This window comes from Paenibacillus taichungensis, assembly GCF_047302525.1.
Taxonomy (GTDB): domain Bacteria; phylum Bacillota; class Bacilli; order Paenibacillales; family Paenibacillaceae; genus Paenibacillus; species Paenibacillus taichungensis_B.
This window is the reverse complement of sequence record NZ_CP168020.1, coordinates 1,777,710-1,790,786: the sequence shown is the minus strand read 5'-3', so window position 1 is coordinate 1,790,786 and position 13,077 is coordinate 1,777,710. Positions and strand designations below refer to the sequence as shown.

The 13,077-nt window shown below is 46.9% G+C and carries 9 protein-coding genes; 1 reads left to right on the top strand and 8 read right to left on the bottom strand.

Features of this window, described 5'->3' with window-relative positions:
• Positions 1–81 precede the first annotated feature (81 nt).
• The 8 genes from mutM to ACDJ58_RS08290 all read right to left on the bottom strand — a co-directional run bounded on the left by mutM (position 82) and on the right by ACDJ58_RS08290 (position 10,957).
• Entirely contained in the window at positions 82–912 is an 831-nt protein-coding gene (gene mutM, locus ACDJ58_RS08325; RefSeq protein WP_053783551.1) for a DNA-formamidopyrimidine glycosylase, read from the bottom strand.
• A gap of 116 nt (positions 913–1,028) precedes the next feature.
• On the bottom strand, positions 1,029–3,683 hold the full coding sequence (gene polA, locus ACDJ58_RS08320) for a DNA polymerase I (protein WP_413377024.1): 2,655 nt from the start codon (positions 3,681–3,683) through the stop codon (positions 1,029–1,031).
• Between the two features lie 218 nt (positions 3,684–3,901).
• Entirely contained in the window at positions 3,902–4,561 is a 660-nt protein-coding gene (phoU, locus tag ACDJ58_RS08315; RefSeq protein WP_413377022.1) for a phosphate signaling complex protein PhoU, read from the bottom strand.
• Between the two features lie 63 nt (positions 4,562–4,624).
• Positions 4,625–5,380, bottom strand: coding sequence for a phosphate ABC transporter ATP-binding protein PstB (gene pstB / locus ACDJ58_RS08310; protein WP_413377020.1), 756 nt, complete (start codon positions 5,378–5,380; stop codon positions 4,625–4,627).
• A gap of 218 nt (positions 5,381–5,598) precedes the next feature.
• On the bottom strand, positions 5,599–6,792 hold the full coding sequence (locus ACDJ58_RS08305) for a methyl-accepting chemotaxis protein (RefSeq protein WP_413377018.1): 1,194 nt from the start codon (positions 6,790–6,792) through the stop codon (positions 5,599–5,601).
• Between the two features lie 151 nt (positions 6,793–6,943).
• The gene (locus tag ACDJ58_RS08300) at positions 6,944–7,672 is read right to left on the bottom strand and encodes a response regulator transcription factor (RefSeq protein WP_053783546.1); all 729 of its coding nucleotides are present in this window, start codon (positions 7,670–7,672) and stop codon (positions 6,944–6,946) included.
• Between the two features lie 115 nt (positions 7,673–7,787).
• A complete protein-coding gene (gene pnpS, locus ACDJ58_RS08295) occupies positions 7,788–9,617 on the bottom strand; it encodes a two-component system histidine kinase PnpS (protein WP_413377016.1) in 1,830 nt (609 codons plus the stop codon).
• Between the two features lie 470 nt (positions 9,618–10,087).
• The gene (locus ACDJ58_RS08290; protein ID WP_376032808.1) at positions 10,088–10,957 is read right to left on the bottom strand and encodes an SDR family oxidoreductase; all 870 of its coding nucleotides are present in this window, start codon (positions 10,955–10,957) and stop codon (positions 10,088–10,090) included.
• 409 nt (positions 10,958–11,366) lie between these two features.
• Between ACDJ58_RS08290 and ACDJ58_RS08285 the strand changes: the two genes are divergently transcribed.
• The gene (locus ACDJ58_RS08285) at positions 11,367–12,926 is read left to right on the top strand and encodes a histidine kinase N-terminal 7TM domain-containing protein (RefSeq protein WP_413377014.1); all 1,560 of its coding nucleotides are present in this window, start codon (positions 11,367–11,369) and stop codon (positions 12,924–12,926) included.
• The last annotated feature ends 151 nt before the right edge of the window (positions 12,927–13,077 follow it).

Genomic DNA, 13,077 nt, shown 5'->3' with positions numbered 1-13,077 from the left:
GCCATATCAGTATATGGAGGGAGGAATCCAAGGGTGCTACAATTTGACGATTTCGTTCATGCTGCCAAACCCATCACCGATTTAGAGCAGCGGTTGACACTTCGGACAGTAATGCGTGCCCCTACCGCCTACTACGCTCTTCTCGATTAATGTACCACAAGTTGCACAGGGTTCAGATTTGCGTCCATATATTTTCAACTGATGCTGGAACATTCCCATCTCGCCCTGTCCATTGACATAGGACTTAATGGAGGATCCACCTGCATCCACCGCATCCTGCAACGTAACCACGATCGCTTCATGCAGTACGGTTAACTGGGCTGCTGTCAATGTCTTGGCAATGGTCTCTGGATGAATGCCTGCGCGGAACAAAGCCTCGTCCACATAAATATTCCCGATGCCGACCACATATGCCTGATTTAACAACACGGCCTTGATTTTGGTCATCCGTTTGCCAACAGCATCCCGGAATGCAGCTACGGTAAACGCAGGATCAAGCGGCTCCAGCCCCAGTTTCAACAAAGGTTTGGATACCAGTTCCTCCCCTGCATTGAAGAGATGCATTGTACCGAATTGACGGACATCCTTGTAACGTAATTCTGTACCATCGTTAAAGTGAAAGATGACATGGGTATGCTTCTCCACTTCCTCATGCTGTTGGTACACCCCGTACCTTCCTTCCATCCGCAGATGGGAGACAAGCACCAGCCCGTCCAGCAAAATACGCAAAAACTTGCCTCTGCGCTCCACACCAATCACGGTATGTCCCGCAAGTTCCATTGCAAATGCATCTATGTCGTCTGGCCGCTGAATAATCCGCGGCAAGCTAACGGTAACTGAGTCAATGGTTTTACCAACAATAAGTTGATTCAAAGTTCTTCTGACTGTTTCGACTTCCGGTAATTCCGGCATGATGTTCTCACCTCCCCTATATTATAACGGAAGATGGCGCTCAGTGGGACCCCTTCTTGTGTCGAAAACAGTTGAAAAACATTTTGTAAAATAACGGAAAACCCGCTTGGGGTCTATTATTTAGCCTCGTACCAGTTTGCCCCGTAGCTAACTTCCGCTTTCAGCGGTACAGAAAGCTCCAATGCTTTTTCCATGACCGAAGGCACCAGCTCTTTCATCAGTTCCAACTCATCAGCAGGCACTTCGAATACAAGTTCATCGTGCACTTGAAGCAGCATACGGCTCTTCAGCTTGCGTTCACGCAGTGCTTCATCCATCTGTACCATGGCAAGCTTGATGATGTCCGCTGCAGTTCCCTGGATCGGTGTATTCATCGCTGTCCGTTCAGCAAAGGAACGCAGGTTGAAGTTGCTGGCATTGATTTCTGGCAGATAACGACGGCGTTCCAGCAACGTTTTGACATAACCATCCTGACGTGCTTCCTTCACAATATCATCCATATATCGGCGCACACCCTGGAATACTTCAAAATATTGATCGATAAACTGCGCTGCCTCTTTACGCGTAATATTCAGGTTCTGGGACAAACCGTAGTCGCTGATCCCATATACGATGCCGAAGTTAACCGCCTTGGCTGAACGACGCATATCCCCATCCACATCCTCAGCCTTCACGCCAAACACATCCGATGCGGTCTTCGTATGGATATCCATATCGTTGACAAAAGCTTCCTTCAGGCGCTCATCGTCCGAAATATGTGCGAGAACACGCAGTTCAATCTGCGAATAGTCTGCAGCCAAAATGGACCACCCAGACTCGGAAGGAACAAATACCTTCCTGATTTTACGACCTTCTTCCATCCGAATCGGAATGTTCTGCAAGTTCGGGAACTGGCTGCTCAAACGTCCGGTAGCCGCAATCGTCTGCCGGTAATACGTATGCACCTTGCCATCCTTATCTGAAATCTCTTTGAGCAGTCCTTCTACATATGTGGACTGCAACTTGGCAAGTTGACGATATTGCAGAATGTGCTTGACCACATCATTATATGGAGCCAGCTTCTCCAATACTTCGGCATCCGTAGAGTATCCTGTCTTTGTTTTCTTCACCACAGGCAGACCGAGTTTATCGAATAGAATCTCCCCCAGTTGCTTCGGTGAATTCAGATTGAATTCCGTACCGGAGAGCTTGTAGATTTCCGCCATCAACCTGCTGATATTTTCTTCGAATTCACTACCCAAAGCCTTCAAATCTGCCGTATTAGCCTTAATCCCCTGTTTCTCCATATCAGCAAGAATACGTGACAACGGCATCTCCAGTTCATGGAAAAGTGCGTTCATCTCATTGCTCTCCAATGCCTGCTCCTGGAGTGGAATAATGGCTGCTACCGCCGCCGCTTTGCGACACAGAAAATCGCCCAGTATATCCGCCTCAGGCACCCTGTATTTTGCACCTTTGCCCATGACCGTATCATCCTCCACAAGGGAAGGTAGACCATACTTCGTGGTCAGGCCACTGATCGTCTGATTCGATTCGGTTGGATCAAGCAAATAGGCAGCCAGTTGCACATCAAAGGACGCTCCAGCAAACTCAATGCCATGCGCATGCAGTGCGAGATCGACACGATGCAGATCATAACCGCGCTTGGGTTGTTCTGCATTGCCGAGCCATTCTCGTACTGGGGCAGCTACATCAGACTGAAGCAATTCGGGAGACAGGAATGTATAGGTTCCGGCTGAACCTACTGCAAGTCCGATTAGTTTCGCCTGATGGGGGTTATCGCCATGTGTCTCCACATGCAGTACATCAATGGATTCGAGTGAACCGAACAATTCGCTAATCGTTTCGTCTGTTGCAATGGAGGATTCTACCGCGGCAGCTGGAACGGCTTCCTGTTCAGAGACTATACTTCCACGGAATGACAGACGCTCAAGCAAAGACTTGAATTCGAGCTTGGCCAAAGCCGGGCCTGCCAGTTCCTCTTTTAACCCGGCGAACTGCATATCTTCCCAAGTTTGTTCCAATGGAACTTCACGGTGGATCGTGGCAAGCTGCTTGCTCATACGTGCATCTTCGGCGTGAGCCTCAATCTTTTCTTTCATTTTGCCCTTTAGCTCACCTGTGCCGTTAAGAACTTCCTCAACCGAACCGAACTGGTGCAGCAGCTTCAAAGCCGTTTTCTCTCCAACGCCAGGAATGCCCGGAATATTGTCGGACGTGTCGCCCATCAGACCTTTGAGGTCAATGATTTGCAACGGGGTCAGACCATAGCGCTCCTTGATCTGAGCAGGATCGTACAGCTCAATCTCGGTTACCCCTTTGCGCGTAAGCCCGATATGCACATGTTCAGAAGCAAGCTGCAACATATCTTTGTCACCTGACACAACGAGAACCTGTCTTCCGGCTTCATCCGCACGTTTCGTTAATGTTCCGATAATGTCATCCGCTTCGAACCCTGCAAGCTCAAACTGGGCAATACCGAAGCCCTGAAGCAGCTCTTTCAGCAGTGGAAATTGCTCCGACAACTCCGGTGGTGTTTTCTCCCGACCACCCTTATATTCCTGGTAACCTTCATGCCGGAACGTGACTTTGCCTGCATCAAATGCCACCATCACATGTGTCGGTTTATGCTCTTCCAGCAAGCGCAGTAGCATCGTGGTGAAACCGTACACCGCATTGGTGTGCAAGCCTTTCGAGTTAGTTAGCGGCGGCATTGCAAAAAACGCCCTGTAAATAATGCTATTTCCATCTATAAGAATAAACTTGTCCATTCCAGCACCTCGCGTATCGTATGGTCAATCCTTCAATTACATCTACTCTCATGATACCATACACACCTGTTACAACAAAAAAATTAGTCATCTTTACATGTCATAATCTGCCTGCAAAAAAAGAACTTCCTCCGCGGACAGCCTGATCATAGGCCACCCGAGAGAAAGTTCCTTAATTTCGTTACGAATAATACCCCAATTCCACTAAAAGCTGTTACCTATTGATTCAAATCAGGGCGTTTGCCTGTTACCAGGTACACCGTGCTCTCACCAATATTTGTTGCATGGTCACCAATCCGTTCGATGTAACGCCCAACCATCATCAAGAGCATCGCTTGGGAAGCCTTATTCGGATGATCTGTCATGAACACGTAGAGGTCACTGATCATATGACTGTACAATTGGTCAACCTGATCATCAGTCTGAGCCATTTTGTAGGCCAAATCCGTATTTTCTTTCAGGAAAGATTCGATGGATTCATCAACCATGGCTTTGACGATTTCCGCCATTCTTGGTATGTCCACAAGCGGTTTAATGAGCTCCTGTCCCTCCATCCGAAGGGTCACTTTCGCCACATCCAGCGCAAGGTCACCCATACGCTCCAGGTCACTTGAGATTTTAAATGCAACGATAATGCGTCGCAGATCCTTCGCTACTGGCTGTTGTGTAATGATGAGCTTGGAACCCAATTCCATAATCTTGTCTTCCAAGGCATTCAGATTCGCATCATTCTTGATGATGACCTGAGCTTTCTCAGCATCCATCGTCTGTAAACTTTCAATAGCACCATCCAACGCTGTGCCTACATGCTCACCCATTTGCCGAAGCAGTATGCGCAGTTCCTCAAGCTCCTGATCAAATTCTTTTCTGCGAATCATAGATTCCATGTCCTCCTTATCCATCATCTCCGGACACGCCGGGATCGTTCGAACTCAGCTTGCTTATCCGAACCGTCCGGATATATAATCCTCGGTTCTGGAATCCTGCGGTGTGGAGAACAATGTTTCTGTATCCGCCGCCTCCACCACTTCCCCGTTCAGGAAAAATACCGTACGACCCGATACCCGTGCAGCCTGGTGCATGTTGTGGGTTACCATAACAATCGTGTATTTGTGGTGCAATTCCTTGACTAGTTCCTCAATTTTGAGTGTCGAGATCGGATCAAGTGCAGACGTTGCTTCATCCATCAACAGTACGTCAGGCTGCACAGCCAGAGCACGTGCAATACAGAGGCGCTGCTGTTGTCCACCAGAGAGACTGAGTGCCGATTTTTTGAGCACATCCTTTACTTCATCCCACAGTGCAGCATGAACAAGACTCTGCTCAACCAACTGATCCAGTTCGGCCTTTTTTGTCACCCCATGAAGTCGTGGTCCATAGGCTACGTTATCGTAGATGGATTTTGGAAAAGGGTTAGGTTGCTGAAACACCATACCGACCCGCTTGCGCAGCGTCTCCACTTCAATCTCATTGCTATAAATGTCGGAACCGTCCAACATAACTTGTCCTTCCACACGTACGCCTGGAATCATGTCATTCATCCGATTCAATGTACGAAGCAAGGTCGATTTACCGCAGCCCGACGGACCGATAAACGCGGTAACCGTCTTCTCCGGCAGGTCCATCGATATATTTTTAAGCGCGTGATGCGTATCATAGTATAAATTAAGTCCTTCAATGTGAATGAGGTCCTTCATGGATGTTCACTTCTCCTTCGCGGCAGGGACAACCAGATTCCCTTACGTAGACCGATGCCAATGATTGAACTTGGCTCTCGGTCATCTATAATATCCTACCCTCTCATTGTAAAAACAGTATCACTTTCATGTTAACGGAATGTAAAAAGAGACATCTTTCACACCCATGACCCACCTATCCGATCATTGTGTATGAATGATGCCCATCCTACCTTCGTTTAGTCATCCACCTGGACCATATCTTCCAGTCTCTCCCGAATGTGCTCTGACAATTCTCCAGCCGTTTTGCCTTCCATCGCGATATCCTCTGCAATATGGGACATGCCTGCTACAGCCGTGTTCAGCTGTTTGAACGCAGCCCCTCCTTCGTTTACATGAACGGAACTGTTGTCAATCTCTGCCGCGCTTGCTCTCACCAGTTCTACAGTCTGTCTGGTCAAACCTCCGATATCATCCAGCAAAGAGGACATATTTCCCGCAACCTCACGGGTCTGCTTGGCTAGTGCGCGAATCTCACCAGCGACAACCTGGAAACCCCTTCCATACTCCCCCGCATGTGCCGCTTCAATGGAAGCATTCATAGCGAGTAACCCGCTTTGGTCAGCCAATGAACGAATGGAACGAGCCATCCCGGAACCCATGTCAATGGAGCTCAGCATGTCATCAGCGTGCTTCTGCTGACCCTCCATATGCTGATTTACACGGTTATAGGAAGCATCAACCTGGCTGAGACTGCTTGCTCCCCGTTCGGACAACTGCATGATCTGAGACGCCTCTTCCCCCGCCTTTCGAGCTGCTTGAACCAGTTTGGTGACGGAGTCGTTGATTCTCGTTATTTCCTGCCTGCTCTGTGTAATAATATGTACACGTTCTTCCGAAGCCACATGCTGCAGCTTACGGGAAAGGGACATGACATCCCTCATCGTCAACACACCCAGCAATCGGCCTTCTTCCGTAACGATCAAACAATCATAGAAATATTGCTCACTGCGAGCCAAAGCGATGTCAATAATTGCGATCGCTTCTGCGTGCACATCGACAATGACAGGAGAAGAGTCCGCTGCATGTACAACCGGCTTCCGATAGAAGAGGTCTGCCGCAAAGCGTCCATTCAACATCCGGTATAACGTCTCTCGCATCAACAATCCTAATGGCTGCATGTGATCATCACATAATACAATACACGGGTACTCCTGATCCTGATTGAGCAGGCTTGCCGCTTCCCCACAGGTAGTATGAACGTCAACTACAGGTATTTGACGGCAATAGTCCCATAATGAGATTACATTCTCTTTGGTGACCCCAACTTCATCTTCATCTTTTTGTTCTCCCATGGGAGCTACAACTTGTTCCTGTTGCGTATTTATCAATTCTTCGGGCTGGTCGGGCTTCACTTCGAGCAACATGGGCATAAATGCGCAATCTCCTTTACGTATGAGCTCCGTCCTGAGGTGGAATATGTAGGTATAAAGTATCACTCAGACAGCTTCATCCTACTCCCTATACGTAAAGGAAAATAATTGTTTATGTTAACGGAATGTAAAAAAAACTCCCCGATCATTGTTAACTTGAATGATGGGGAGTTTTTCTTTTTACAACCAATTTATAACCTACACCGCGAATCGAATCAATGTGAACCGATTCCGGGTCCAGCTCCAACTTTTTCCGCAATGAACTGACATGAACGTCCACCGTGCGCTGTCCTCCGATATAATCGAAGCCCCAGACCGCATTCATCAGATCATCCCGTGTAAGCACAACACCCGGCTTCTTGGCCAGATAAAGCAGTACCTCGAACTCCTTGGGACGAAGACTGATGGATTGTCCACCCAGTGTCACTTCATACTTCAAAGGATAAATCTCAAGCTCTCCCAGAATAATACGGGAACCGTCCTTATCCTCTGGTTGCGGCAAATCTTCACCGTTCGAATAACGTCTTAACACTGCATCTACGCGAGCAAGCAATTCGGATACACCAAATGGCTTCGTAATATAATCATCGGCACCTGATTTTAAGCCTTGTACAACTTCGGCTTCACCGTTTTTGGCTGTGAGAATAATGACCGGTGTACTAACACCCTGAATTCGTAACTTATTCAGAATATCCAGACCATTCATTCCAGGAAGCATCAGATCCAGCAGAATCAGATCAAATTCCTGGGACAACGCCCGATCATAACCTGAAGATCCGTGATCCTCAGCAATAACATCATAGCCCTCTTGTGTCAGGTTGTACGTAAGCAATCTTGATAATGTTGGTTCATCTTCAATAACGAGCAAACGCTGCGCCATGATACCCCTTCTCTCCTATAGGTTGTCTGTTGCCACAACACTTTCATTATCATAGCACCTAATTGTTAACTCTGTGTAAAACAGCACATTCCTTTTACATTTCACTTCCATCGCGCTAGATTTCTTCATCCTGAATTAATGGAAGGATAACACGAAACGTAGTCCCCATGCCAAGTTCGCTCTCTACAGACAGTTTGCCATGGTGCAATTCTACCAGATGTTTCACAATTGAAAGTCCTAGTCCAGTCCCTCCCGAATTACGGGATCTGCCCTTGTCCACCCGATAGAAGCGTTCAAAAATCCGCGGCAAATCTTTCTTCGGAATACCAATTCCTGTGTCGGATACTGCAAATACAACTTCTTCTTCGTCCTCATTATGTTCAACCGACACTTGTAATTTTACCCGTCCGCCCTCAGGGGTGTAATTAATGCCGTTGGATAACAGATTAATAAAGATCTGCTTCATTTTATCCTCATCAGCTTCAATATACAATTCTTCGGGAACATTCATCTCCAGGCGAATCTCTTTCTTCTCTGCCACCTTGGACAGGGTACCCAGGACCATCTCGAAGAACGAATACACATGCACTGGTGAACACTGCAGGGGAGCCCGTTTGGACTCAATTTTGGACAACTCCAGAATATCTCCGATCAATCGGTTTAGTCTGTCACCTTCATCATAGATAATCTGCAGGAATGAACGCTCCGTCTCTTTGTCCTGTACCCCACCGCTGAGAAGCGTTTCGGCGAAACCTTTGACCGCAGCCACCGGCGTCTTGAGTTCATGAGATACATTCGCTACGAACTCACTGCGCATTGATTCTAGCCTACGGATTGCCGTGACATCCTGCAGGAGGAAGAGCATCCCCCGATAAGCGCCGTCATCTTCGGACATCGGTACTCCATCAATCCGAATTAATTTTTCGACCGGATTGAACACACTCACTTCTTCATGCATCGGTTCTCGCAATGCAACACTCTCTTCAATCGTGCGCGTCAGCTCATAATGCCGCTTCAATTCAATATATGGTTTGCCAGTAACCCGCTCTGCCTGAATGCCAAGCATACGCTCCGCTTCCCGATTGACCAGCGCAATAGATTGACCAGCATCAATCATAATAATGCCGCCCGTCATGTTGGCAAGCACACTTTGCAGCAACGCTTCATTATCCCTGATCGTCTTCAGTTGCATCTGAAGGCTGTCTGCCATTCCGTTAATGGCAAGTCCCAGTTGACCGATCTCATCATTACGAGTTACATCCACTCTAGCATCATAATCCAGCTTGGTGATCCGGTGAGCCACCTTCGTAATATGCTCAATGGGCGATGTCAGTCCCCGCGCAACCCGGTAACTTACCAGAGCCACAATCAGGAACAGAAGGCCCAAGGTGAAGAACATCAAAATCCAGCCCTGCTGGAGACCCTGATCAACAGCTTCAAGACTCATGGATAGTCGAATGTAACCGTCAAATTTCCCACTGGGTAACTCGATCATGTCGCTTTGATCCGAATTCACAGGTAGCGCCACATACAGCATATCCTGTCCCAGTGTTGCACTATAACGAATCGACTGACCATAGTTTTGCCCAACCGCTTCTTTAATCTCCTGACGGTTCAAGTGGTTGTCCATTGAATTGGGATCGCTCTCCGAGTCGCCAATGACCGTTCCGTCTTTATTGATAAAAGTTACCCGTGAATCCGTCAGTCGATCCAGCTCAACCGCACGTTCTGAGTAATATTTCTGTGTCTCTGCATTTTTTGGATTGGTTGCATCATGGAACAGGAACGTTGCTTTTAGCAAGTTGATCTCACGCACCATCGTTTGCTCCAGTGCATTAATGTGAGTAGTCTTAAAAACTCTGCCCATCGTATACCCCGCCACAATGACGGAAATACCGATCAGCACCATCATGATGATGGCAAGGCGAATTCGGAACGGTCTCATCTATCTCTTCCTTTGTTATAAAATTAATAATTACAAATCCATTTCTATTCGATCACCACGAGAGGTAGGCTGGGAAATGACAAGAAACTCTATGTCTACTTCTCCCCGATTCTGCATCTGATGTGGCATCTCCGGCGCAATCTCTATTCCTTTCACCCCATATATAGTGTGCCGCATTTTGTTTGCTAATCTTCATGTGACCGCCTCCGAAGCTTACTTGTTCGGTGTATATCATATCACAGATAGCATGGAGACCCTGCCATATTTGATAAGCAGCAAAGCCGCGGCTATTCTAGAACTATCTCCAGGCAAGACTAATGATAAAATATCATGGTTGTATCAACGCCGATCCCGACTTTTGTAAACAGGATCAAAATCATACCCATTCCTCTATATGCTCATAAAAAAAGACGTACCGACCAGTCATGCTGGAAACGATACGCCTTCATTTAAAACACGTCTTCAATGGATTATCCGTTCACCACTTCGCCGCCATTAACGTGCATCACCTGACCGCTTACGTAGGAAGAATCATCCGAAGCGAGATATACGTAAGCTGGAGCCAGTTCATCCGGTTGCCCTGGACGTTTCATCGGCTGAGTAGCACCAAATTCACTCACCTTTTTCTCATCAAATGTGGATGGAATGAGCGGGGTCCAAATCGGCCCTGGAGCGACGGCATTCACACGAATTCCCTTCTCCACAACGTTCATTGACAAGGAGCGTGTAAATGAAGTGATAGCTCCTTTCGTAGATGAATAATCAATTAACGTCGGATTTCCGCGATATGCGGTAATGGAGGTTGTATTAATGATTGTACTGCCTTTCTTGAGATGTGGCAGAGCAGCCTGTGTAATATAAAACATGCCAAAAATATTTGTGCGGAACGTACGCTCCAACTGTTCTGGAGTAATATCCTCCAGCTGCTGCTGGGGATGCTGCTCCGCTGCATTATTCACGACAATATCCAGCTTGCCCAGTTGATCCACTGTCTGTTGCACGGATTTCTTGGCAAAGGCATTGTCACCAATGTCACCGGCAATCAATATGCATTTGCGTCCTTCCTGTTCGACCTGACGCTTGGTCTCTTCTGCATCCTCATGCTCACTCAGGTATACAATCGCTACATCCGCGCCTTCCTTCGCATATGTGACGGCAACAGCACGTCCAATTCCACTGTCTCCACCCGTGATCAAAGCAACCTTATCTAACAACTTTCCAGCTGCTTTATATTCAGGTTTCTCAAACTCTGGTTTGGGGTGCATCTCCGATTCAATACCCGGGCGCTGGTCCTGATGTTGCGCAGGCATCGTCTTTTTGTTTTGTGTGTCGGTTGACATGTGGCATTTCTCCTCTCAAAATGGAATTTCTGATCCAGTCTCATTCTGTAGGATGGCATGAACAGTACATATTATTCCCTTTTCCAACAGTCATGCTCCAAAGTCCCTGTGTGATGTCTCGATACTTACTTACCACTCCCTTTTGGCGGTCAAACAAAATTCCCAATACTCTCTCCCAGACATGCTGTCAACTGAGTTAAAGCCACATTGAATTCGACCTATTTTGCCATACATTCGAAGTTTTTTCGAAATTGAACTGATTCACTCCCAAATTGTATTCCTATGCCGTATGGGCTGATGTACAATGTACAGTATCAGATAAGCTTTAAACTACATTAATCCAGTTTGAATGAAGCTGTCATACTTCCCAACTAAGCAAATATTCTGATCTAATATGGAGACCTAACCCATGGAATCGCACATTAATTCTTATATAACATTTGTAGCAACTTCAGCTGTGCTGAATGTTTTTCTGTGTTTATATACTTATGTTAGAAGAGCAGAAATCCCCAGTTCTAAAATATTCATTCTCTATACAGCAGCTCTGTCTGTTTACACCTTCGGATATGCGATTGAACTCGCCAGCAATACACTGGAGCAGATGAAATTCTGGACGGTCGTCGAATACATCGGCATGCCTTTCTCCGCCTCTCTTGGGCTGATGCTCATGATGCAATACACTGGTAAAAAATTATCCAATAAAGCTTCTGCGGCGCTGTTTGTAATCCCTTCCATTACCTTGTTCATGGTGGCAACAAATGATTTTCATCATCTTTTCTATAAAAGAGTATGGCTAAGAGAAGACAGTTCCGTCCCTCTAATGGATATTGCCGTAGGGCAGTGGTACGTTGTTCATGGTGCATTCACCTTTTCCTGTCTGTTATGTGCCTGCCTTATTCTCGTCGGACAATGGAAACATACCAAAAAGATGTATCGTCGTCAGTTACTCACACTGATCACTTCACAGCTTATTCCCATGGTAGCGGCCTTTGTGTATTTGCTTGGTCTGACCCCAGGTGGTATGGATCCTGTTCCGGTTCTCATGTGCATTACATCCGCAATGTATATCTGGGCTATTCTATCCTCCCGACTGCTAACTATCGTACCTATCGCCAAGGATAGTATCTTTGAGAGCATGCGTGAAGGCGTTATTGTGCTGGATAGTTCCAATCGTCTCGTCGACTACAACAAATCTCTGCGCGATATGCTGCCAGAGCTTGATTTCAGCATGGTGGGTCAACACCTCAACGATGTATGGCTGTCGCTTGCCGGTGAGACCTTTCCGGTGGAATATGGCCGAGAAGGTCTGCAAACCGATCTGTACTGGCAATTGAACGGAGAGACTGTCTGTTATCAGGTAAGAACCTCTTATGTGTATAACAAAGAAGGACAAGCCGTTGGCACACTGATTATGCTGATTGATATTACAGAGCAACGTTTCCTACAAGAACAATTGAAGCAACTGGCTTACTTCGATGGTCTCACCAAAATATATAACCGCACGCAGTTCCTGCTTAGAGGTCGAGAGATATTGAGTGAAGCTCAGCTTAATCTGCAGCCTGCGGCCTTTATATTATTTGACATTGATTATTTCAAACGAATTAATGACACCTATGGACATGACGTTGGTGATCAGGCTATCATTCATGTGGTCTCTGTATGTAATCGTTACCTGAATTCGGAGATGCTGTTTGCACGTTATGGAGGAGAGGAGTTTGTTATCGCGATTCCCAATGCATCCCTCCAAGATGGTGAGCAGCTCGCCGAGAAGTTACGCGTGGCTTTGTTGAATGACCCGCTGGAGGTACAAGGTACTCGTATTCCACTGACTTCAAGCTTCGGAGTGGCACAATATAATGGAGGGTCCGATTCTCTGGAATCCTTACTGCGCGATGCTGATACAGCACTATATGAGTCCAAGCGTAACGGTCGTAACACCGTATTTGCCCACGCTGTGAGCCTAGGTTAACTAAATGTAGAGTATAACTACGTGAGCCATATATGCCGTTATTTCAGCACTAGCACCTTGATGGTTGTCAGACATTATCCCAGACGGAGCGAACAAAAATAGACAGCCTCAGGGCTGTCTATTTCACTACGGTTCAAGACCTTACTTTCTT